The sequence below is a fragment of the Methanobacterium alkalithermotolerans genome (assembly GCF_018141185.1).
GTDB classification, from domain to species: domain Archaea; phylum Methanobacteriota; class Methanobacteria; order Methanobacteriales; family Methanobacteriaceae; genus Methanobacterium_F; species Methanobacterium_F alkalithermotolerans.
Window position 1 is genome coordinate 15,017 of the sequence record NZ_CP058560.1, and the last position, 21,439, is coordinate 36,455.

25 protein-coding genes are annotated in these 21,439 nt (G+C 36.2%); 9 read left to right on the forward strand and 16 right to left on the reverse strand.

What is annotated here, in order from left to right:
- Positions 1-79 precede the first annotated feature (79 nt).
- The 6 genes from npdG to HYG87_RS00140 all read right to left on the reverse strand — a co-directional run bounded on the left by npdG (position 80) and on the right by HYG87_RS00140 (position 6,251).
- Positions 80-751 carry an NADPH-dependent F420 reductase gene (npdG, locus tag HYG87_RS00115; RefSeq protein ID WP_211533221.1) on the reverse strand — a complete coding sequence of 224 codons (672 nt, stop codon included), beginning with the start codon at positions 749-751 and terminating at the stop codon, positions 80-82.
- A gap of 101 nt (positions 752-852) precedes the next feature.
- On the reverse strand, positions 853-1,611 hold the full coding sequence (locus HYG87_RS00120) for a sugar phosphate isomerase/epimerase family protein (protein ID WP_211533222.1): 759 nt from the start codon (positions 1,609-1,611) through the stop codon (positions 853-855).
- Between the two features lie 19 nt (positions 1,612-1,630).
- Positions 1,631-3,466, reverse strand: coding sequence for a PINc/VapC family ATPase (locus HYG87_RS00125; protein ID WP_211533223.1), 1,836 nt, complete (start codon positions 3,464-3,466; stop codon positions 1,631-1,633).
- Positions 3,467-3,850, reverse strand: coding sequence for a phosphoribosyl-AMP cyclohydrolase (gene hisI / locus HYG87_RS00130; RefSeq protein WP_211534165.1), 384 nt, complete (start codon positions 3,848-3,850; stop codon positions 3,467-3,469).
- Positions 3,851-3,970: 120 nt separating this feature from the next.
- Positions 3,971-5,251: a histidine--tRNA ligase gene (gene hisS, locus HYG87_RS00135; RefSeq protein WP_211533224.1), complete on the reverse strand. Its 1,281-nt coding sequence runs from the start codon at positions 5,249-5,251 to the stop codon at positions 3,971-3,973.
- Between the two features lie 337 nt (positions 5,252-5,588).
- Positions 5,589-6,251, reverse strand: a complete 663-nt coding sequence (locus tag HYG87_RS00140) for an RNA ligase partner protein (protein ID WP_211533225.1) — start codon at positions 6,249-6,251, stop codon at positions 5,589-5,591.
- Positions 6,252-6,635: 384 nt separating this feature from the next.
- Between HYG87_RS00140 and aroE the strand changes: the two genes are divergently transcribed.
- Positions 6,636-7,478 carry a shikimate dehydrogenase gene (aroE, locus tag HYG87_RS00145; RefSeq protein ID WP_211533226.1) on the forward strand — a complete coding sequence of 281 codons (843 nt, stop codon included), beginning with the start codon at positions 6,636-6,638 and terminating at the stop codon, positions 7,476-7,478.
- A gap of 69 nt (positions 7,479-7,547) precedes the next feature.
- Here the strand turns inward: aroE and HYG87_RS00150 are convergent, their stop codons facing one another.
- Genes HYG87_RS00150 through HYG87_RS00160 form a run of 3 tightly spaced genes read right to left on the reverse strand, consistent with a single transcriptional unit; the run spans position 7,548 to position 8,760 of the window.
- Complete coding sequence (locus HYG87_RS00150) at positions 7,548-7,715, reverse strand: GNAT family N-acetyltransferase (protein WP_211533227.1); 168 nt, start codon at positions 7,713-7,715, stop codon at positions 7,548-7,550.
- Positions 7,699-8,010 carry a GNAT family N-acetyltransferase gene (locus tag HYG87_RS00155; protein WP_211533228.1) on the reverse strand — a complete coding sequence of 104 codons (312 nt, stop codon included), beginning with the start codon at positions 8,008-8,010 and terminating at the stop codon, positions 7,699-7,701. Before HYG87_RS00155 ends, HYG87_RS00150 begins: the two co-directional genes overlap by 17 nt.
- Before the next feature lie 60 nt (positions 8,011-8,070).
- Positions 8,071-8,760 carry a HEAT repeat domain-containing protein gene (locus HYG87_RS00160; protein ID WP_211533229.1) on the reverse strand — a complete coding sequence of 230 codons (690 nt, stop codon included), beginning with the start codon at positions 8,758-8,760 and terminating at the stop codon, positions 8,071-8,073.
- 320 nt (positions 8,761-9,080) lie between these two features.
- Between HYG87_RS00160 and HYG87_RS00165 the strand changes: the two genes are divergently transcribed.
- Both HYG87_RS00165 and HYG87_RS00170 read left to right on the forward strand, forming a co-directional pair.
- Positions 9,081-10,043, forward strand: a complete 963-nt coding sequence (locus tag HYG87_RS00165; RefSeq protein ID WP_211533230.1) for a replication factor C small subunit — start codon at positions 9,081-9,083, stop codon at positions 10,041-10,043.
- 38 nt (positions 10,044-10,081) lie between these two features.
- Positions 10,082-11,545 carry a replication factor C large subunit gene (locus tag HYG87_RS00170; protein ID WP_211533231.1) on the forward strand — a complete coding sequence of 488 codons (1,464 nt, stop codon included), beginning with the start codon at positions 10,082-10,084 and terminating at the stop codon, positions 11,543-11,545.
- Here the strand turns inward: HYG87_RS00170 and HYG87_RS00175 are convergent.
- The 4 genes from HYG87_RS00175 to HYG87_RS00190 form a co-directional block, all read right to left on the reverse strand.
- On the reverse strand, positions 11,542-12,672 hold the full coding sequence (locus HYG87_RS00175) for a sensor histidine kinase (RefSeq protein ID WP_249164858.1): 1,131 nt from the start codon (positions 12,670-12,672) through the stop codon (positions 11,542-11,544). The genes HYG87_RS00170 and HYG87_RS00175 overlap by 4 nt on opposite strands.
- Positions 12,669-13,094, reverse strand: coding sequence for a hypothetical protein (locus tag HYG87_RS00180; protein WP_211533233.1), 426 nt, complete (start codon positions 13,092-13,094; stop codon positions 12,669-12,671). The genes HYG87_RS00175 and HYG87_RS00180 overlap by 4 nt, the downstream gene beginning before the upstream one ends.
- A gap of 15 nt (positions 13,095-13,109) precedes the next feature.
- Positions 13,110-13,784 (reverse strand): cobalamin B12-binding domain-containing protein, encoded by a 675-nt coding sequence (locus tag HYG87_RS00185; RefSeq protein ID WP_211533234.1) that lies wholly within the window; start codon positions 13,782-13,784, stop codon positions 13,110-13,112.
- A gap of 174 nt (positions 13,785-13,958) precedes the next feature.
- Complete coding sequence (locus HYG87_RS00190; RefSeq protein ID WP_211533235.1) at positions 13,959-14,651, reverse strand: tRNA lysidine(34) synthetase; 693 nt, start codon at positions 14,649-14,651, stop codon at positions 13,959-13,961.
- Positions 14,652-14,823: 172 nt separating this feature from the next.
- Between HYG87_RS00190 and HYG87_RS00195 the strand changes: the two genes are divergently transcribed.
- Complete coding sequence (locus tag HYG87_RS00195) at positions 14,824-15,750, forward strand: hypothetical protein (protein WP_211533236.1); 927 nt, start codon at positions 14,824-14,826, stop codon at positions 15,748-15,750.
- A 287-nt stretch (positions 15,751-16,037) separates the two neighbouring features.
- Positions 16,038-17,000, forward strand: a complete 963-nt coding sequence (locus HYG87_RS00200; RefSeq protein WP_211533237.1) for a zinc metalloprotease HtpX — start codon at positions 16,038-16,040, stop codon at positions 16,998-17,000.
- A 121-nt stretch (positions 17,001-17,121) separates the two neighbouring features.
- Here HYG87_RS00200 and HYG87_RS00205 read toward each other — a convergent pair whose 3' ends face one another.
- Complete coding sequence (locus tag HYG87_RS00205; protein ID WP_211533238.1) at positions 17,122-17,571, reverse strand: hypothetical protein; 450 nt, start codon at positions 17,569-17,571, stop codon at positions 17,122-17,124.
- A gap of 319 nt (positions 17,572-17,890) precedes the next feature.
- Between HYG87_RS00205 and HYG87_RS00210 the strand changes: the two genes are divergently transcribed.
- A complete protein-coding gene (locus tag HYG87_RS00210) occupies positions 17,891-18,445 on the forward strand; it encodes a zinc ribbon domain-containing protein (protein WP_211533239.1) in 555 nt (184 codons plus the stop codon).
- Positions 18,446-18,563: 118 nt separating this feature from the next.
- Here the strand turns inward: HYG87_RS00210 and HYG87_RS00215 are convergent, their stop codons facing one another.
- A complete protein-coding gene (locus HYG87_RS00215; protein WP_211533240.1) occupies positions 18,564-19,367 on the reverse strand; it encodes an alpha/beta fold hydrolase in 804 nt (267 codons plus the stop codon).
- 140 nt (positions 19,368-19,507) lie between these two features.
- On the opposite strand from HYG87_RS00215, the gene HYG87_RS00220 reads away from it, so the two are divergent.
- The 3 genes from HYG87_RS00220 to HYG87_RS00230 are packed head-to-tail and all read left to right on the forward strand — an operon-like array spanning position 19,508 to position 20,642.
- Positions 19,508-19,693 carry a zinc ribbon domain-containing protein gene (locus HYG87_RS00220; protein WP_211533241.1) on the forward strand — a complete coding sequence of 62 codons (186 nt, stop codon included), beginning with the start codon at positions 19,508-19,510 and terminating at the stop codon, positions 19,691-19,693.
- Between the two features lie 26 nt (positions 19,694-19,719).
- The gene (locus tag HYG87_RS00225; RefSeq protein ID WP_211533242.1) at positions 19,720-19,905 is read left to right on the forward strand and encodes a hypothetical protein; all 186 of its coding nucleotides are present in this window, start codon (positions 19,720-19,722) and stop codon (positions 19,903-19,905) included.
- Between the two features lie 53 nt (positions 19,906-19,958).
- Positions 19,959-20,642, forward strand: a complete 684-nt coding sequence (locus HYG87_RS00230) for a DUF169 domain-containing protein (RefSeq protein WP_211533243.1) — start codon at positions 19,959-19,961, stop codon at positions 20,640-20,642.
- Positions 20,643-20,653: 11 nt separating this feature from the next.
- On the opposite strand, the gene HYG87_RS00235 is transcribed toward HYG87_RS00230, so the two are convergent.
- Positions 20,654-21,322 (reverse strand): nucleotidyltransferase family protein, encoded by a 669-nt coding sequence (locus HYG87_RS00235; protein WP_211533244.1) that lies wholly within the window; start codon positions 21,320-21,322, stop codon positions 20,654-20,656.
- Positions 21,323-21,439: the final 117 nt, after the last annotated feature.

Sequence of the window (21,439 nt, forward strand, 5' to 3'; positions counted from 1 at the left end):
ATAAATCAATATTATAAACTGAAAGTGTTTAGAATTTAAAATTTATTCTTTATTAAAAATAAGAATTTAAGTTTAATTATCATAATCCTGTAATCCTTAATCCTGCTAATCTGGTTTTATTTTTTATATTCAGGGTAATAAGAAGGGGGGTTATTTTTTCCACAATACGTGCATTCTCTAAGGGGCCGCAATCTATGGCCCTTACACCAGGAATTTTCTCAGCAAGCTCCATAACCTTGTTTTTTGATTCTGCGTCATCACCTGATACCAGGCAGTCACATTTTACATCTTCTTTAATATTGGTCAGACTTGAAGAGCTGATATTATTAAAAGCAGACACAATTGTGGTTTCTTTTTCTTTTAAAAATTCAGCAGTTCTCTCTGCAGCAGAACCTTCCCATAAATCAACATATCTGGTTGAAGATCCTCCTATACAAGTTTCCAGAGGTACAGTAGCATCCACCAGGATTTTACCTTCCAGATGATCTTTAATACTCCGAAGGGTTACTTTCTGTGCCTGAAGGGGTACAGTGAGTATTACAAGATCTCCCTTTTGAGCTGCCTGTTGATTGGTCATCCCCTGTATACACTCCAGTTCTTCTCCTTTTAACATATTATGGATAATATTAACGGTGTTTTCAGCTTTTTTAATATCCCTTGAACCTAAAAGGACCTTTTCACCTGCTTTAGCAAATCTTAATGCTAATCCAAAACCCTGATCTCCTGTTCCACCTATTATAGCCACTTTCATCTTCAAAACCCCTTTAACTATTTTTAACTAAAACCACTATGTTATTTTTTCATCTTATTACTTATCTTAATATATGGATCAATAAATATTTGCACCGGTTATTATACCTTCTTTAAGCGGGGCTTTAGATAATCCAGGCTTTCTTCAATCTCTGCTTTATTTTTAACTTCTATAGTCAAAATACCCTGGTAATTGATTTTATGCAATTTATTTAGAAGTTTATCAAAGTCTATGTTGCCCTGACCCAGGGCCTGGTGATTATCAAAGGACCCATCGTTATCTGAAAGGTGTAAATGTCCTAATGAATCAAAATCAAGCATAATATCGGTGGAAAAACCCATGGTATGGGCATGCCCCACATCCAGGGTCATTAAAACCCCTAGATTATTAACCAGATTATCTAATTCACCCAGGTCTTTAAATAGATATCCTTCCATCCGGGGCATGTTCTCCACACAAATCTGGATACCCCGGTCCTGGGCATAGGAGGCACATTCTTCTAATGCCTGGTAATTTTTTTCTAATATCTTATCCTGGAAAACCCGTGCTAAAAAAGGCACCTGTCCGGGATGAACCACCACCACTTCTGCCCCAATAGTATAGGCCCACTCCACCGATTTTTTCACCTGACCAATAGATGATCTTTGAATGGATGGGTTTAAAGAAGCTATATTGATATCTGATAAGGGTGAATGTACTGATATATTCAGGGAGTAAGAATCCAGGATATCCACGTCCAGGTTGTGATAGGGATATTCATGAATAATTTCACAGTACTCTACCTGCATACCTTCCAGATAGTTCATAACCTCTTCCCATGGTTGGGGATAAAGGGCTAATGTGGAAACACCGATTTTCATATATATTCATCCCTATTTTTTACTCCGGCCGTACCCGGGCTAAAACAGCTTTATTTTTATCAAGAGCATGTTTAATTATATCTGCCAGTTCCATATCCTTTTTAATTTTTATAGTACCTTTTTTACCCACGGTGGCAGTAAAAAGATACTCCTTTTCCACAATAATATCAAAAGCCACTCCTATGGCATCTTTACCAAAGTTAAGTACCATGTAGTTACCGGTTATTTCCACAGGTATTTCAAAAATATCCTCTCTTTTACGACTTTCTAGAGGCTCAATCCCAATACTTATACCAATTTTTTTTTCCAGTTCCTCAATATTTTTACCCTTTTTACCAATTATCTGGGGGATGTTTTTTTCTTCAATCCAGACCTGGGCCCTTTTGTCAGATTTAACCACTACCTTAACTGGTCCTCCCCTGATTTTCTTTTTGATTTCCCGTTCTATTTCCCTTTCTGCAATTTTCTGCACCGGGGTTTTTTGAGGAAGAGAACCAGCACCGGTAGCCCCTACATCCATAACAATGGTTTGTTCTCCATAGGTGTAAATTTCATGGGCCAGTTCCCCATTTTCAAAGTTACGAATCTCTATTACTGGACGGGATAAATCTGCTTCCTGCATACCACTGGGAACTTTAACTGTTAGTTTCACATCATAGATGGCCTTTACCTTTCCCTCATCAATGAAGATGGTGGTATCCACCACCGAAGGGATAACCCCTAATTCCACCCGGCCAATGATTCTCTGAATGGCATCAATAGGTCGGGTGGCATGGACCACTCCAATCATTCCCACTCCTGCCAGGCGCATATCGGCAAATATCTTGAAATCTCTGCTTTTTCTAAGTTCATCATAGATGGTATAATCCGGACGCACCAGAAGCAATATGTCCGCAGTTTTTTGCATATCCTTTTCCAGAGGTGCGTACTGGGTAATCTCATCCCCTACCTGTAAATCACGAGGGGATTCCATAGTTTTAACTACGGTTTTAAGGTCTTTACTGAAAAAATCGGCCACTGCCTGGGCAAAGGTACTCTTACCTGCTCCTGGTGAACCAGAAATGAGTATGCCTTTAGCAGTATCCCTTAAACGCTCCACGAGTTTTTCAGGCAATCTATAATCATCCAGGGATACCCGGGTTATAGGCCGGACCACGGTAATCTCAAATGCTTCTGAAAAGGGAGGACGGGCAATAGATATCCGGTATTCCCGGAATTGCACCACAGTAGCCCCTTCCATCTCTATTTCAATAAAACTTTTAAAATCGCTTTTAGCCCTTTCTACTATCTCCCGGGCCATAGCATGTATATGGGAATGTTTCAAGGGACGGGAACCAATTTCCAAAAGCTGTATATTACCAGGGGTACCTTTTTTGGCCATGGGCACCACATTTTCTTTAAGATGCACTGACATGGTTTCCGGATCAAAGTATTTGGTTATTTCCAGTTCCTCATATTCCATCACCTCTGGTCGGATATAAACTACATCCAGACCCTGGGCTTTTCCCACTTCGGATTGGACCCGGTCACTGGTTACCAGAACCGCATCTATATCCCGCGCGGTGCTGCGGATCATAGCATCTATTTCCCCTCCTCGAGATAGGGATATCTCTTCTAAGGTGGGCCGGCGCCCTACAAAGCTTATGGTGATAATATGATCTTTATGCAGCTTTTGTAAATTTTTAAGTTCTGAGAGTCCATTAAATCCGGTTTCTCTTCCCCGATTAGCCTGATATTCCAGTTCAGATACCACTGCTTCTGGTACGATCACCTCACTTCCTCTGAATTCTTCTTCCTGAACAATGCTGGTGATTCTCCCATCCACAATTACACTGGTATCTGGCACAATTTTCATTTAACTCTCCCCATATATTTTTTCAGGCTCAAAAACTTTTTTGCCAATAGTTTTCAAATCATCTGAATCCAATCTCCTGTAAAAACAGGAGTAATAGCCGGTGTGACAGGCTCCACCTTTTTGTTCCACCTTTAAAACAACCGCATCCTCATCGCAGTCTACTAAAACTTCATGCACTATTTGCACATGCCCTGAACTTTCACCCTTAAGCCACAACTTTCCCCGGGAAGTACTCCAGTAATGGGCTTTTTTTGTTTCTAACGTCTTTTCAAGGGCTTCTTTATTCATATATGCAACCATAAGTACCTGGGAGGTTTTTATATCCTGAGATATGGCTATAATTAAATCCTGGCCATTGATTTTGTGCTTGAAATTTAATGAAATTTTAACATCTCCTGTTATATATCATAATATGAAGGGTTTAACATAAAAATTTATATTAAAACCAGGTGCTTTTAGATAAATATTATTTTAAGTGAAAAATAAATGGATATAAAACCTGTTTCAGGACCTTATATGTTCCAGTAATTCTTTTTCACTAACTAGTGTTTGATTCCCGGTTTCCATATCTTTCAGGGTTAACTTACCCTCTTCCAGATCTCTTTCACCTACCAGGACCACCTTTCTAACCCCCAGATTATGGGCATAGGATAATAATTTTTTAAGTTTCCTCCTTCCCAGATCCACTTCCACAGATATACCCTGGTAACGTAATTTTTGAGCGATTCCAAATGCAGCTTTTCTGGTTTTGGGACTTATTGGTGCTATAAATACGTCTGCAGCTACTTTAAGATTTAAATCTTTCTTTTGTGCTATTAAAGCAGCCATCAAACGGTCAAATCCAAAGGCAAAACCAGTTGATTCAACTTTTTCCCCACCAAATGTCTCCACCAGGTTATAGGTCCCTCCACCACAAATCTGTTTTTGAGCCCCCAGGGAGGGTACATAAATTTCAAATACCATTCCCGAGTAGTAGTCCAGACCCCGGGCAATACCCAGATTAAGTACATAGTCCTCCATCTGGAACATCCCCAGAGTTTCCACTAATTCTTCCAACTCAAATAAGGCTTCTAGTGCTTTATTTCTATCTTTTAATAATTCTTTTACTTCATCTAGCAGTTTAGATGTTCCTTTCATTTCTATTATCTTATACAGGATTTTTTGAGTGTCTGGCTCAATTTCTGATTCATCTAAAAATTCTTGAAGTAATTTTGGTTCTCCCTTATCAATAAGTCCCATAATATGGTCCTGGGTTTTTCCAGTAATATCTTCTTCATCCAGGATCCCTCTTAATATTCCCAGATGCCCCAGGTGTATCTCAAAACCTTCTAATTCTAGTTCCTTAAGAGAATGGGAAGCCATAGCTATTATTTCAGCATCTGCTTCAGGTGATTTACCTCCAATCATTTCACAACCAAATTGCCAGAATTGTCGGAATCTCCCGGCCTGGGGCCGTTCATATCTGAAACAACTCCCATAATAATACATTTTTATTGGTTTAGGGCTTTTTTGCATTTGAGCCATATATAAACGTGCCACCGGTGCAGTTAATTCTGGTCTAAGAGCCAGTTCCCTATCCCCTTTATCTTTAAAATTATAGAGCTGCTCTACAATCTCATCCCCTGATTTCTGGGTAAATAAAGATAAATTCTCAAAAATCGGGGTTTTAATTTCCTGATAAGCATAATTTTCAAATATCCGTTTTAAGGTGCTGGCCACCACTTTGCGCTGTTTCATCTCTTCAAAGAGGAAATCTCTAGTTCCTCGAGGTCTTGATAGTTCCATTCTATTGCTCCCGCAGGGTTTTTTATAAAATATTAATTAGTATAACTATTTTTATTTAAAATTTAATCTTATCTTAATATCTAAATTTTATTTACCTCTTAGTTTGATATTACTCCATTTAGAGGAATATAGAATATATGGATTATTTTTTCATTAATCAAAATGATATATTATTCCCTAGTATTAATTTTAAGAAAAAAATTTACTTAATAATCAGTTTAATTTGAATATTATTTATTATAATCCGATTAACTTTGAGATATTTATAATAGGCCGGATTTGGTATTTTCTCGAAGGCTTTATTAAAACAAAAAATCATTTCAACCTTAATTTAAGATTATTCATAATATTTAAGATATTCCTGGAGCATTTGAGGAAATGATTTGGCATGTAAGAATCGCAAGCCCAGTCGCTCTGCCCAGACTTTTATGCCTTCATCTGCAGCCACCACTCCTGCTCCTAATTCTTTGGCCAGTAAAAGCACATCGAGATCCGGGGCACTGTCCAGGGTTCCTTTCCTTAAAGCAGCCCTATATTTTTTTCTAAAATCTTTTATGGCCTTACCTACAATCTCCATCTCGATTTTATTTTTTTCCTCACCCCGGGACATCATCACCATGGATTCCACAGCAGCCTGCCACATGGCACTTTCTGATATTTTCATACCTTTATTCATTCTCTCCCGCATATCCTGAACATATTCAAAGAATATCTCTGAAGGAATCTGGGTATCATATCTATTAGGAGTTTTCTTAACAATCCAGGTTTCTGCTTTTATCATTATATCCTCAGGGCACTCATAACGGGCCATGTAATCTGAGAATTCTTTATAAGTTACCGGGGGCATATGGCAACTTATATTCAGTTTAATTCTAGAACGGGCAATCAAATCAATCAGATAATTTACCGACTGATTAAGTTCTCCATCACCTAAATCATCCCGTAACTGGTTATCCGTAAAAGCAGTAGTATCGAGAACAAACCTTTGCTTGGCAAACATTTTATACATCTCCCTAACCCCAAATTCACATATTAAAATAATCGATTATTAAATACACTCCATTTAAATTTGAATCTTATAAATTCCTTTTTTTATAAGGTGAATATATAATAACTTTTATCTTGAAATATACTAATATAATTATGGTTAAAGATTAACCGGCATAGTCTAAACTAAAGAAACAATTCCCACTAGAGATTAAATTAATTCCGCCACCACCGGTAAAATCTGGAAAAAATTATATTAACTTTGCCTTATTTAAGTACTGACACTATGGTTTTAGTTATTTAAAAATACTTACTTTCCAGTTATTTATTTAAGGTGGATAAGATTTACCAGTTATTATAGGCTAGTGAAATTTACGTTGTTATGTAAGGTGAAAAATTGATTACAGGAAAAACTAAGATAATAGGGCTTTTTGGAAATCCGGTAGGTCACAGTCTTTCTCCAGCCATGCATAATGCTGCTTTTAATTATGAAAAAATGGATTATGTATATGTGCCCTTTAATGTAAAGCCTGAATATTTAAAAGAGGCCACCCAAGGTGCTTTTGCTTTAAATATCAGGGGATATAATGTAACCATCCCTCATAAAACCAGAATAATAGACTACCTCCCGGAGGTGGACCCTACTGCTGCTTTAATAGGAGCAGTTAATACAGTGAAAATCCAGGACGGTGTAAGTAAGGGGTATAATACTGATGGTATAGGGGCTATTAAGGCTATTGAAGAAATAACTCCTATTTCTAATAAAAAAGTGATTATACTGGGTGCCGGTGGAGCCAGCAGGGCGGTTTCATTCCAGTTACTATCTTCCTATGAAGTGGAGTTACTGATACTAAACCGGACTCCGGAAAAAGCATTTGAACTTAAAAGTGACCTGGAGAGTAATCTAAAAACTACTTTATCTACCGGGGGATTTGAACTACTACTTGAGGAAATAGAATCAGCAGATATTTTAATTAATACCACCCCCCGGGGTATGCATCCCCATGAAGATGATGAACCTTTTTTAAAAGCCAGAGACATCCCTTCTCATGTGGTGGTTAATGATCTGGTATACAATCCCCTGGAAACAGGACTTATAAAAGAGGCTACTAAGGCCGGTGCTACCACCATTTCTGGATTAAAGATGTTGCTTTATCAGGGAGTAGAAGCATTCAAGATATGGACCGGGCAGGAACCACCAGTGGATATTATGGAAAAAGCGCTATATGATTTTTTATAATCAAAATCATGCCCTAATCTAATTTTTCAGTTATAAATATAATTAAGAGCATTAATCTATTTTTTTTAGTCACAGATACATTTTCATCCGGATCATATCTCTACAGAGAATACCATTTTCATAGAACTCTTCAAAATAATGTTTATAAAAATCAAGCTCCACTCCTACAATCCGGAAACCACATTTCTGATATAATGCTATTTGCTTAATACCACAGTTTCTAAGTTCCGATGGCAAGGATTTCATTTTTCCCGGCCCGGGCCATATTGATAACAAATTTTATCAGTTGTTCACCAATTCCTTTATTCTGAAATTCTTCCCTTACAGCTATATTAAGAATTTCCAGAGTCTTTGGTCGGGTATTAATTATAACAATGATTCCCACAATCTTTTCACTAATTTTTGCCACATACTTTTGGCTACGATTAATATAATCATTTAACATATCCTTAGAAGAATCTCCCAGTAACAGCAAGTCATAAATATCCTTATCTATCTGGGTAATTTCTTCAATCACTATTTTAATTGTCATTTGATAATAATTCCTCTTTTATTATGGAGTTATAGAATAAGATATTTAAATTTTTAGCAATTATCCTGATTTATTTCTACTTTTTATACTGGCTATGGCTTTTTTAAGTGCAATTTCAAATTCATAAGACTCTCCCTGGGATTTATTCAATGCTTCTTCCAGATAGGGAATGGTATTCTCCTCACCAATGGTTCCCAGGGCATAGGTAGCATTTACCCGGACAAGATAACTATCATCCTGCAGGGACCTTAAAAGTGACTTTATGGCCACATCATCACCGATTTTACCCAGAGAAGTTACAGTACAGGCTCGAAGAAGAAAATCATCTTCACCCAGTATTTCACTTAGGTGCTTAGATGCTTTTATATCTCCCAGATTTCCTAATGCCCCTACCAGTTCACATTTAACATTTAAGGAACCATCTTTTAAGGCCTGGATTATGGGATCAACTGCTCTTTTATCACCAATAGCCCCTAATGAGAGAGCAGCATTTTCACGTACATGCCAGTATTCATCATTTAATAATTTAATCAGTACCGGGACTGCTTCAGGATTTCCTATTCTTCCTAAAGATAGGGTAGCTGCTTTACGCAGGGGCCAGTATTCATCATCTAGACAATTGATTAAATCATCCACAGAATCATCGGCATGAATATCTCCCAGAATATAAGCCACCTTTTCACGTATTCTATTATCTTTACTGGTTTTTAAGGTACTAATCAGTCCGTCAATGTCCTTTTCTTTTCTCATTTTTTCTAAATCATTCCCGGAATTCATTATTAATCGCTCTTTGTATTAATTTGAAGGGTTAGTGTACTAATTTATATCCAGTTCTAATTAATAATTGGTTTATTTTCTAATAATTTTTATTATTAAAGTTAATTTAATAAGGTACAATAACAAAATAAAAAATACAGTTAAAATCTTTTAAAAATAAGTTATTTTAAAATACATGATTTTGTTTCTTATTTAAGTAGATTCCGTCCTGGAATATTATTATGCAGATTAAAATTTTTCAAAATTAAAATCAAAGGATTACTATAAAAATTATTTACTAAAATGGTGATTATATGAGTGGACCATGGGTGGAAAAGTACAGACCAGCAACACTAGACGACGTGGTGGGTCAGGATCATATCATAGAAAGGCTCAAAGCTTATGTGAAAGATGAAAGCATGCCTAACCTTATGTTTACAGGGCCTGCAGGCGTGGGTAAGACTACCACGGCACTTGCATTATCTAAATCAATCTTAGGAGAATACTGGAGACAGAACTTCCTGGAACTCAATGCTTCTGATGCCCGGGGTATTGATACGGTGCGGACCAATATCAAAAATTTCTGCCGCTTAAAACCAGTGGGAGCTCCCTTTAGAATAATATTCCTGGATGAAGTGGATAACATGACCAAAGATGCTCAGCATGCTCTTAGAAGAGAAATGGAAATGTATACCAAGACTTCTTCATTCATACTATCCTGCAATTATTCTTCTAAAATCATAGACCCCATACAGTCTCGTTGTGCCATATTCCGCTTTACACCGGTAAAAGGGCATCAAATAATTAAGAGAATGGAATTTATCGCCCAGGAAGAAGGCCTGGATTATGATCCTGCGGCTATTGAAACCATGGTTTACTTTGCCGAAGGGGACCTGAGAAAGGCCATTAATATTCTACAATCCTCGGCTTCAGTGGGAGAAAAAATCACAGAAGATAGTATTTACCAGGTAATATCTAAAGCCAGACCTAAAGATGTTAAAAAAATGATTATTAAATCATTGAATGGGGATTTCATGGGAGCACGTGACTTACTTCGTGAAATTATGGTTTTGCAGGGTACCAGTGGGGAGGATATGGTGAATCAGATTTATCAGGATGTTTCTCGCATGGCCACAGAAGAGGAATTAGATGGTTCTTCTTATCTGGAGATAATTGAAGCTATTGCTGAGACTGATTTTAGAATAAGGGAAGGTGCTAATCCTAGAATACAATTAGAAGCACTTCTAACCAGGTTCTTATACAAGGCCCGGACTTAAGATATATAATCACTCTTATTTTTTTCGAGGATAATTACATGTTATGGACGGAAAAATATCGACCCCGAAGCTTTGATCAGGTAGTGGGCAATGCCAAGCAGGTTAAAGAGATTAAAGAATGGGTTGATCAATGGATTAAAGGAGAAAAACAACCCTGCCTATTTTTAGTGGGTCCTCCTGGAACAGGTAAAACTACCCTGGCCCATATAATTGGTAGAGAATTTTCAGATTATGTGGAATTAAATGCCAGTGATAAACGGTCCTATGATATTATCAAAAATACAGTGGGAGAGGCTTCTGCCACCAGATCACTATTTAGCCAGGGATTGAAATTGATTATTCTCGATGAGGTGGATGGTATTCATGGTACTGATGACCGGGGTGGCAGCCGGGCTATTAATAAGATAATAAAAGAGGGACACCACCCCATGATTTTAACGGCTAACGATCCCTATAGCAAGCGTATAAAATCATTTAAGTCTAAATGTAAGGTTATTAATATTAAAAAGGTGCATACCAACTCTATTAATGCTCTTTTAAAAAGAATATGTTCTAAAGAAGGGGTCAGCTTCGATGATCAGGTATTAAAAGAACTGGCTAAAAGATCCAATGGAGATTTACGTTCAGCCATTAATGACTTAGAAGTCCTGGCCCGGGGCAAGGATAGTATTGATAAAAGCAATCTGGAGGAGGTAGGGGTGAAGGATAATCGCTCCAATATCTTCGATTCAGTGCGCCGGGTATTAAAAAGCAAAAACTTACCTAAAATCCGCCAGGCCATGTACCTGGATGAGGATCCCACCCTGGTGATGGAGGTTATGGCTGAAAACATCCCCCGGGAATATGAAAAACCACAGGAAATCCAGCGGGCATATGAAATGATTTCCCTGGCAGATTTGAATTTTGGCCGTGCCCGTTCCAGCCGCAACTACTCTTACTGGAGATATGCCTCTGATTTTATGGGTATCGGGGTGGCTTTATCCAAAAAAGAAACCTACCGAAAGTTTGCCCGCTATACGGGATCCACTTCCTTTGCTCTTCTGGGTAAAACTCGCTCTAAAAGAGATTTAAGAGACAGGGTTGCGGATAAAATGGCTGAGAAAATGCATATCTCCCGGCAGGTGGCCATATCCCAGTTCCCCTATCTGAGTCTCATATTTGATAATGATGAGATGGCCTATGAAATTGCCACTTATCTGGGACTGGAAGATGATGAGGTAAAATTATTCCGGAAGAGAAAAATAAAAAAACCCCCTAAAAAAAAGAACATTACACCTAAAAAAATAGGCACTGATATAAAATCAGATGGAATAAATTCTTCTATTTATGCTAAAAAATCAAAAAGTAAGTCTGAATCTGATAATAAAAAGGCTAAACCTAAGGATAAACCTCTTAAAAAGAAAAAAATATCTAAAAACTCGGCTAATGAAGATAATAAACCCGCTCCCAATGAAAAAGAAAATGAAAAAGAAAAACAAACTTCTCTATTTAGTTTTAACTAGAAACTGATTTCCTGGAATTTTATATTAAATTCAGTGGGGTCTTTACGATTGACGGTAAGCTGGCCATTAATTTGTTCAGTAAGACTATTTACCAGTTGCAGGCCCAACGATTTAGTATTTTCTACATCAACTTCTTCGGGTATGCCTATACCATCATCGGAGACGTTCAGGATAAAATAATCATCCTGAGGGTAAAAATCTATTTTTATTTTCCCTTTACTTCCCGGTGGGAAGGCGTATTTCATACTGTTGGTTATTAGTTCATTTACTATTAGTCCCAGGGGTATGGAGGTGTTAATATCCAGCATTACGTGTTCTACATTTAATTCTAATTTTACCTGGCGGGGGTCTCCTACAATGGAGTGGTATAGTTCTGCAGAAAAGGTGCGGATATATTCTCCAAAGTCTATTCTTTTAAGGTCAGTGGAACGGTATAATTTTTCATGAATAAGGGCCATGGATTTAGCCCTATTTTGGCTTTCTTTAAATACAGCCAGTGCTTTTTTATCCTTTATATAACGCGATTGCAGACTCAAAAGGCTGGAAATTACCATTAAATTATTTTTAACCCGGTGATGAATTTCCTTCAAAAGCATCTCCTTTTCTTCCAGGGCCTTTTCTAGCTGGATGTTCTTTTTTACCAGTTTTCTTTTGGTAGTGGTCAGTTCATTATTTAGCTGAGTGAGCTGGACATACTGGGCATCAGAAGTTTTTAAATCATGTTTATAACGGGTTAAATCTTTCATAATACTCCTTAAAGCATTGTTTTGCTCGGTATTTATGTGGTATATTTCTTCCCAGAACTTTTCAATATCTTCCGGGGATTTAACTCCATAAATAAGTAAATCATTATCCTCTATTAATAAACCTGAAAAATGCATTACCTCAATTTTTTTATCCAGGGAAATATTTATTTCCCAGTTAAAAGTAGCTTGTTCTTCTTTTATTCTTTCTATAAAATTTGATGCTTTATTTTTACTCTCAACATCTACAGAATCTATAAATGAAACTCCCTTTTTGAAGTAGCCACTTAAATTTAATCCATCGTGGATTATGTCTTTTATTTTGCCAGTGGGAGTGCAGGATAATGCTATTCCTTTTATTTCTTCTTTTTTATAGTTTTTCATATGCATTCCTGAATATCAGATTTTTTAATATAGTCTTTTTGCCAGGTAATCATCCAGTCTAAATAAAGGGTTATCTCTGAGGCATATTCCTCCGTTAAGGCTTCTATAATTTGTTCACGGTAAATCTCAAGCCTTATAAGAATATGTTTCAGGGCCACTCCATCATGTGGCAGTCGATCACAGGCCCAGTTTAGTTGATATTCCAGTATGGATACTTCCCCTAGTGACATTGCTGATTCTAACATCCTGGTGGTAAATTCCATTCCAATGGTCAATAATTCCCTGGCCTGGTCCCCATGCTGATCAACCTCATCTGAACGCTTCATAGAAATATTAACCGTATTTTTAATTATATCTGGAGAATGTTCTTTAAAGGACTTCAATGCTTCTGGAGAAACTGGAGGAAATTCATCTTGATTCATTATAATGACCTCTTTTTATGAAATTAATTCGCTGGCCACTTTAATTGCTTCCAGGGCATTGGAGGCAGTAGCATCAGCACCAACTTTTTTCCATAACTCCGGTGATATGGAAAATGGTCTACCTCCTACCATAATTTTTAACCGGGATCTCAAGGGGAGTGAATTAATTTTATCAACTAATTCTTTTACAGCCGGTATATTAAAATGAATAGATGCAGATATGGCAACTACATCTGGTTCTAAAGTGGATATAGTATCTAAAATACTATCTAATGGCGTGTTAGCCCCTAAATAATAGGAATCCCATCCCTCTAATTCAAATATATCTGCTACCATCCTTAACCCAATTTCATGCATTTCTCCAGCCACACAGGTAGCCAGTAATTTATAACCCTTTTTTGGTGACTTGAAGATTACAGGATATAATTCTGACATTATCTGCTGGGTGGAGGCAGAGCAGTAATGTTCCTGGGCCACATTTATGATGTTTTTCTGCCAGAGCCTTCCCACTTCATGCTGGCTGGATTCGAAAACTTTTATATAAATATCTTTAATAGGCACACCCTCATCTAAAGAGCTATGGATAATTTTGCTGGCTTTATATCGGTCTAAATTTAAAAGAGCATCCAGGTAATTTTGGGCTATTTCACTTAATTCTCCTGATTCTTTTTCAAACTCACTTAAAACCATATTCCCCACCACCTTCTTAAACTGGCAATGATTTTCTCTTAAAAAGATTTTATTACATATATATTATTTTATTTGCTTATTTAAATATTCATTCGCCCTTATTTATTTCATTTTAGGAATTACCAGACGGATTATAGTCCGTTAAAATATAAATTAAACCGGGGATTTTTTAATTTACAGGGATTTTTTAGTAATAAATTGGCTGGATTTTAAAATATTTTCCCTCACCTGGGGCACCACACCCTCTAAAAATAGTAAAAATTCAGGGGATAATTCTTCATCATCAACTGGACCGGCTTCATTTTCTGGATTTAACCAGTCCTCCAGCCACTTTTCAGGAATATTTAGAAGGGGATAAATTAAACGCACCTTACCTCTTTTAATTTCCGAACTTTGTAACTTAATTTTTTTACCGGTAAAAATTCGTTCTAAAACACCTTTCACTTCCTCATCCAGGGTTAAGGGAATAGCCAGGGAGTCAAAATTATAATCTGATTGTTGGTCCAGGTCTTCCACTTTTAAATGCTTTTTTATGATTTGTATTCCATATTTACGGGTGTAGGGTTCTAAAATAATATATAATGCTTTGTTTTTTAGTGTTAAATCAGATTCAATCACCACTCTTTCCTGGGGATGAAGAGAATCCCCCAGAACCCGGGAAGAACGTGCACATATTTTCTGAAATAGGCTGGATCGTATTACCTCTCCTGAAGGGTAGTTTTTTAAAAATAATTCTTCCTTTTTACGGGAAAACCGGGAAAACCGTAGATTATTAATATATAGCCGGGGGTAAACTACACTAACAAAACGGGTATCCACCCCAATTCTTTTTAAAAATACCAGTATTTCTTTTTTTTCAGGTATCATAACATCAATAAACCATTTTAAAGGGTTTTTCACCACTTTCTATATAATTGATCTTTAATATTTGAATTATTTTAGTTTTATAAAAACAAAAATTTAATTATTTTATTATAGATATTATGTTTCAGTTGTTTTTAGAAAGGGTTTTTTATTAATATAAGATAGGGGACTTTTCATGTTTAAGATTTTTGGCCAAAAAAAGGATGAAAAAGAGGATATTTTAGAAATAGTACTAACAGAAGAGGTGGACTGTGTAGGGGATTTCACCTATAATTTCTACTGGCAACACCAGGGAGAAAAACTGGATCCTGATGAAAAGATCCCGGGTAATGATTATTCCTTCCGGGATGTGGTAGAACACCTTAAAGCCAAAAAAACCGTTAAAATTAAGGGCAATGTGGGCCACCGTTTATGTTCCAGCATGGGGGTGGATATTAAATATTTTGGAGGTAGTAGCCAGGATATAGAAGTGGGTACGGTGATAGTGGATGGAAATGTGGATAGCCGGATGGGTATTAGTATGGTACGGGGGACTATCTATATTAAAGGAGAGTTTAAAACCCCCATAGGTAATCTCCTGGAACTAAAATCAGATAAAAAAGGTTACCGTAAATTCAAATCCATCACCGATATTGTCAAAAATGGTTTAAATGGGGAAAAACTTATAGGGGCCCAACTATCAGGCAAGCGGTTGTTAATTAATGATGGCCTGGTAAAAGACACGGTAGGAGCCCGCCTGGATATAGATGCAGAAATTGTAATGGAGGGGGATGCTGATTTATCCACCGGAATATTGATGCGCCAGGGACGGGTGATAATAAATGGTAATGCCGGAAAAAACACAGGAGCACTTCTAAATGGAGGTACAGTGGTTATAAATGGAGATTGTGATGATTTTACAGCTATTGAGATGAAGAAAGGATTAATAATTGTTAATGGTGATGCTGGAAAATTTTTAGGGGCTCAAAAGAAAAAAGGTAAGGTTTTAGCTAAAAAGGGAAGTCCCATTCCTCCCACCACTAAAAAAATGCTGGATGAGGCTGATAAGAAAATTTTGTTACAGCAGGGATATAATCCTCACCACTTCCAGGCATTTGAATAACTTTTTCTAACCAAATGTAACTTAAGTAATATTTCAGATTAGAAATTTGAATTTTTTACTAAAAAATTAATTTTTATAGACTGTTATAATAATTATTTATTTAATTTAAGCTATTTGATAGTTTTAATTTCTTATTAGATTTTGATTATATCTTTAAAATAGATTTAAATTCTTATTATGTCTTTTATTTTATTTAAAGTCAGGTAATAACCAAAAGATTTATAAGATGATTATCATATTATGGAATCGAAATATAAGATGTAATATTCATGGAGGAAAATACCATAATGAAAAAATTCAGTACATGGAAGCTTAAATTAAGATTAATTTTTGCCACCTTCCTGCTCTTTGCACTGGTTTATGCTCTGGTAGTACTGGTGGGATCATTCTTAGGCATATCTGGACCTCTATTTTATGTTGGTTTTGGTCTGGCTATTGTGGTAATTCAGTACCTGGTGAGTCCAAAAATGGTGGAACTTACCATGAAGGTACGTTACGTTTCCCCAGAAGAAGCCCCTCAACTGCATCAGATGGTGGAGGAACTCTCTCGAAATGCAGGTATACCCAAACCTAAAGTGGGTATAACTGAAATTGCCGTACCCAATGCTTTTGCCTTTGGAAGAAGTAAGGGTGACGGTCGGGTATGTGTTACCCGGGGCATAATTAATCTCCTGGATCGAGATGAGTTATATGCTGTTTTAGGTCATGAGATATCCCATATAAGGCACTCGGATATGGCAGTTATGACAGTTATTAGTGCCATACCCTTAATCTGTTATTATATCTTCTGGAGCACACTATTTAGCCGGAATGATAACAACAACGGAGCTGCACTTATAGGAGTGGCGGCTTTAGTTGCTTACTTAATTGGACAACTACTGGTGCTATTCGTATCCCGGGTGAGGGAATACTATGCCGATGAAGGTAGTGTGGAAATCGGAGCACAACCTCATAAAATGGCCAGCGCTTTGTACAAACTGGTATATGGTTCGGCCAATTTAAATAAGGATCAGTTAAAAGAAGTAGAAGGGGTAAAAGCCTTCTTTGTAAACGATGTATCTGATGCCCGGAATGAAATAAATGATTTAAGACAGGTTGATTTTAACCAGGATGGTATAATCAGCCAGGATGAATTAAATCAACTCAAATACTCCGATGTAAATATTAAAACTTCCAGTAAACTATTTGAACTTATATCCACCCACCCCAATATGGTAAAAAGGATTAAAAGATTAGCAGATATGAACTGATTTTTTAATCCCCAACTTTTTTTTTTAAAATTCAGTACTTCTTTTGAAAAATATTAGTTCCAGTTTAATTTAAAATTAAAAAAAATATAAGGGTTTAAAACCCTTAAAATTCGCTGTTTAATTAAGCTTTTTCAGTTATTAACTGTCTTAATTCTTCTATTTTGGTAGTAAATGCTTCTAAATTATTAATAGCTGTTTCTAAACCAGATCCAGTTTCTAAAAATTCGATATAATTGGTTAAGAAGTTATTGTATTCCTGTATGGCTTCTGTGGCTTTTGCTTTTATTTCTTCATATCCGGCAGGTGGAGTACTTGCTTCTAAATCAGAAAGTATGGCCTGCACATCTTTTTGACTATTTTCCAGTCTAGTTTTTAATTCATCTTCAGTTATATTCCCATCTACCTGGGCTTGTAAATTAGAATTTACTTCCATTCCAATTTCACCCATCTTAGAAATATAATCATTTATCTCATTAAGGTATTCTGCACCTTCTTGATTATTTCCAATACAACCTGATACCAGAACTAAACTGGAAACCAGCAATATTATAAAAACACCTTTAATTTTCAATCTCAAACACCCCCTTTCATATTATTAACTATCTATATAATTAGTATTCAATATATTTTTCTAACCTATTTATTGAAAATCAATATTTTAATTCTTTAGAGGATAAATCCACGGACCGCGAGTATAAAAAAAATTATTATTTTTTCTAAAACAACATTTAATTTATTCTATTTGAATACTGTCATGATGTTTTTGAAACTAAAAAAAGAAATTTATAAACAGATGAATGAAAGATATAACATTTAATATAATTCACCCTACATAATAGGTATAACATTATCTTAAAAAAGGGAATTTAATAATAATCTGGCAAATGGGGGTGGAGAATATATACTGTAAAAACTGTGGATCAAAAAATGAAAAAACAGCTAAATATTGTGAAAAATGCGGGCAAACTCTAAATTCAGGTGGTTCAAATACCACCAAAGTTTTAATAGCACTGGTCTTAATTTTATTCATAGGACTGGGTGCTTTAGCCGCTTATGTAATGAGTATGGATACCACACCGGTGGTTATAAGTTCCACCTATAATGAGACTCAGGAAAAAACCCAGGCCTACCAACCATCCTGGAAATTAATTGATACTTATCAGGGAGTAAGTGGTGATTCCCGATCATTTACCACCAGGGGTAATAAATTTAAAGTAACCTACTCCGCCAACCCCCTGGTAAATTATAATATCAATTATCTGGAAATACTGCTTATTCAAGGTAGCCAGAGACTGGAAACTGGTTATGTATCATGGGAAGCATATGATTCCCCTAATACTAAAAGTGGAACTATAGAAGTAAGTAAAGGACCAGGAACATATTACCTGGATATCTATGCCTATGAATTAAAAGACTGGAATATAGAGGTATATGACTACTATTGATACCCGGGATAATAATCTGCAGTCATTAATCCGGGAATTCAAATAAAATGAGTTAGATTAAAGTTTTAATCCCTACCCCCCTTAGTCCTGTACCTTTTATTAACTATAATCATATTCTTTATCCCTGGTTTTCTAAAAATTCCTGGATATATTCCTCTAATTCAGTTATCCGGGAGGGTACAAATAGATTATGTCCCTCTCCTCTTAAAATAATCCACCGGGAATCAGCTAAAGACTCTTGCATAATTTTAGATAATTCTATACTGGTTAATTTATCTTCACTGCCTGAAAAAATTAAAACCGGACATTTAATTTTAAATAATTCTTCGCTGATATCAAAGTTTAAAATAACATCAATAGTACTCATAAGGGAATTTATTGAAGTAGTTTTGGCTTTAAGGACCTTAAATTCTTCTAAGGCTATTTTATTTTCAGATAGAAACTCCGGGGTATTAACCACCTGCACTGCTTCATCAAAAAAGGCCTCATAGTTTTCCTTTAATTTTTCTTTAAAATTATTCAATTGGAACTTTAAATTATGGTCTACCTGACTAAATCCAGAAATTATTGTTAGTGATTTTATCAGATGAGGAGCATCACAGGCTAATTTAAGTAAAATAGCAGATCCCCATGAAAAACCAATAAAATGTGCTTTTTCTATGCCCTGATTTTTTAGAAATTCTATTAAAGTATCATTAAAAGAATCAAGATTAAAATCATTATTAATCTCTGAAGAAGAACCATGGCCCGGTAAATCCAGGGCCAGGGTGAAGTAATCTTTTTCAAATTTATTTATTAATGGCAGCCAGATACTTAAATCATCAGAAAAACCATGTAAAAAAATCAGGGGAAATCCAGCACCGCTCTTCTGGTAATGTAATTCCATATTATTTATTTTTGAATAGATGATTATCCCTCCCATTTGACCCCTGCTGAAAAGGTGATTCTAATTCCTATTTTATGATAGCAATTACTAAAAATTTATAGATTATCAGTTACCATAATTTAATATACCTATATTAATTTCAGTATTTACCTTAAATAGTTGGGAGAGGGTTTTACATGGTACGTTACCAGTTAGATGAAATTCCCAGTTCAATTAAATGTTCTAATTGTGGAAAAACTTCTCTAGAAGTAGAAGGAAGCTTTCAACAGGCCGGTAATTTTATAATAGTTTATTATGAATGCCCTGACTGTGGGCATAAAGATAAATTACAGTGTGGAAAGCCAGTGGATATTATTGATTAATATATAAAAAAGGGGACTAAAAAAAAATGAAGGTTAGTGAAGATATAAAAAAAATCTCCCTTAAGGGAGAGTTTAGAATATGCCCGGAGTGTGGCTATGAAAGTGGTTTTCATAATTCCTTTTTAAAAAATGAAGCCGGTAACTATCAGAATATCCTCATATGCCCCCAGTGCGGGGCCCGCTATGATGTGGGATGGGAAGTACCAGTATAATAGTAGAAAATCCAAAATTAAGGGAACATAAATAAAATAAACAGGTGAAAAATATGGAAGACTACGATGTGAGTGGATATGATATTGTTTCTAAAAAAATAAAAGAAAGTCTGGGGCTTAAAAGATCCCCGGTAGCCATAAAATTTGTTCTAAAAAAGGAGGATCTACCTGAGAAGATTCAGGAAATTGATAAAGCAGTAAGGCACTGTGAAATGGTAACCCGGGCCAGTCTGGGTGAAACATTCTATGCCACCTCCGAAGATCAATCCTGTAAAGGTGGAGCAGCAGCCATTGGTGCAGGTGAAGCTCCAGAAAAAATTAAAACCGGAGAATTTTATTATGATCTGGGACGCTTTTCCAGTATAGGTGCGGCTAAAAGGACCCTGGATGCTATTCCAAAAATAGACATGGATATTTATGCCACTATCTACGCTCCCCTGGAGGATGCTACCTTCCATCCGGATATAATTGTGGTGGTGGGAAACCCGGCCCAGGCCATGAAATTATCCCAGGCCCTGGTCTACACCCTGGGTGGTAGGGTGAAAGCAGATTTTTCCGGTATACAGTCATTATGTGCTGATGCAGTGGCCGGACCCTTTACCAGTAAAAATCCTAATATAACTCTGGGTTGCAGCGGATCCCGTAAATTTGCCGGTATTGAAGATGAAGAAGTAATTGTGGGACTTACCGGGGAAAATATTGGATGCGTGGTTAATGCTCTGGATGCTATTAGCTAAGCATCCCCCTATTATTCTTCTTTAAAATCATTTAAAATAAGTTCATAATCCTTATAATGATTTATATTTATTAATTCCAGCTTATTTTCTGGAGGAAATCCATAAAATTCCACTCCTTCTTTAAACATTTTTCTTAACATGGGGTTGAGGTTGCTTTTATAATGGGGCAGGTAATCTAAAAGCAGATTCCGGGAAGAGGCAAAGGGCATCCCTAAACCTTCAGCAGAATCCAGATGACCGTAAGTTTTTCTACCCATAATAGAAACCATGTTATCTGGATTATCACTATTTATAATTTTATCTTTTAATTTTCTAAGGCTATTACTTTTTACGGTGGGCTGATCACCAGCTATACAAAGGCATATATCACCAGAAGCAGATTTTAATCCATTATACAATGATTGGGCCAGGGGAACATCAACTGGATTATTTTTAATTATTTTTAAGCGAGGGTCATGGATATTACTTATAGCAGGTAGTATTTCATCCTGGTAATGACCTACTACCAGGATACATTCATCTACCGGGACATTTAATACACGCCTTATGGTGTGCTGCAGCAGGGGTTTACCCTTAATTTCTAAAATGAGCTTATTTTTAAGGGGCAGGCCTTTTTTTTCCAGGTCTTCCCTCATACGCCTATTTTGTCCTGCTGCTGTTATTATGGCACTGGTAATCATTTTATCTTTTTATTTCTAATGGGGGAGTTAATTTACCCTGGATAATCTAAATGGGGGAGTTTTTGTCTCATTATCTAATTAATTGGAGAGTAACTGTCCTGATTATCTAATTAATAA

Bases quoted from the DNA above. Each gene is read 5' to 3' on its own strand.
- HYG87_RS00175 (WP_249164858.1), bottom strand. From the start codon at position 12,672: ATGAAAAACTATAAAAAAGAAGAAATAAAAGGAATAGCATTATCCTGC.
- HYG87_RS00165 (WP_211533230.1), top strand. From the start codon at position 9,081: ATGAGTGGACCATGGGTGGAAAAGTACAGACCAGCAACACTAGACGAC.
- npdG (WP_211533221.1), bottom strand. From the start codon at position 751: ATGAAAGTGGCTATAATAGGTGGAACAGGAGATCAGGGTTTTGGATTA.
- HYG87_RS00215 (WP_211533240.1), bottom strand. From the start codon at position 19,367: ATGGGAGGGATAATCATCTATTCAAAAATAAATAATATGGAATTACAT.
- HYG87_RS00120 (WP_211533222.1), bottom strand. From the start codon at position 1,611: ATGAAAATCGGTGTTTCCACATTAGCCCTTTATCCCCAACCATGGGAA.
- HYG87_RS00160 (WP_211533229.1), bottom strand. From the start codon at position 8,760: ATGAGAAAAGAAAAGGACATTGACGGACTGATTAGTACCTTAAAAACC.
- HYG87_RS00155 (WP_211533228.1), bottom strand. From the start codon at position 8,010: ATGACAATTAAAATAGTGATTGAAGAAATTACCCAGATAGATAAGGAT.
- HYG87_RS00185 (WP_211533234.1), bottom strand. From the start codon at position 13,784: ATGGTTTTAAGTGAGTTTGAAAAAGAATCAGGAGAATTAAGTGAAATA.
- HYG87_RS00125 (WP_211533223.1), bottom strand. From the start codon at position 3,466: ATGAAAATTGTGCCAGATACCAGTGTAATTGTGGATGGGAGAATCACC.
- hisS (WP_211533224.1), bottom strand. From the start codon at position 5,251: ATGGAACTATCAAGACCTCGAGGAACTAGAGATTTCCTCTTTGAAGAG.
- HYG87_RS00220 (WP_211533241.1), top strand. From the start codon at position 19,508: ATGGTACGTTACCAGTTAGATGAAATTCCCAGTTCAATTAAATGTTCT.
- HYG87_RS00140 (WP_211533225.1), bottom strand. From the start codon at position 6,251: ATGTTTGCCAAGCAAAGGTTTGTTCTCGATACTACTGCTTTTACGGAT.
- HYG87_RS00180 (WP_211533233.1), bottom strand. From the start codon at position 13,094: ATGAATCAAGATGAATTTCCTCCAGTTTCTCCAGAAGCATTGAAGTCC.
- HYG87_RS00170 (WP_211533231.1), top strand. From the start codon at position 10,082: ATGTTATGGACGGAAAAATATCGACCCCGAAGCTTTGATCAGGTAGTG.
- HYG87_RS00230 (WP_211533243.1), top strand. From the start codon at position 19,959: ATGGAAGACTACGATGTGAGTGGATATGATATTGTTTCTAAAAAAATA.
- HYG87_RS00225 (WP_211533242.1), top strand. From the start codon at position 19,720: ATGAAGGTTAGTGAAGATATAAAAAAAATCTCCCTTAAGGGAGAGTTT.
- HYG87_RS00195 (WP_211533236.1), top strand. From the start codon at position 14,824: ATGTTTAAGATTTTTGGCCAAAAAAAGGATGAAAAAGAGGATATTTTA.
- HYG87_RS00235 (WP_211533244.1), bottom strand. From the start codon at position 21,322: ATGATTACCAGTGCCATAATAACAGCAGCAGGACAAAATAGGCGTATG.
- HYG87_RS00200 (WP_211533237.1), top strand. From the start codon at position 16,038: ATGAAAAAATTCAGTACATGGAAGCTTAAATTAAGATTAATTTTTGCC.
- HYG87_RS00190 (WP_211533235.1), bottom strand. From the start codon at position 14,651: ATGATACCTGAAAAAAAAGAAATACTGGTATTTTTAAAAAGAATTGGG.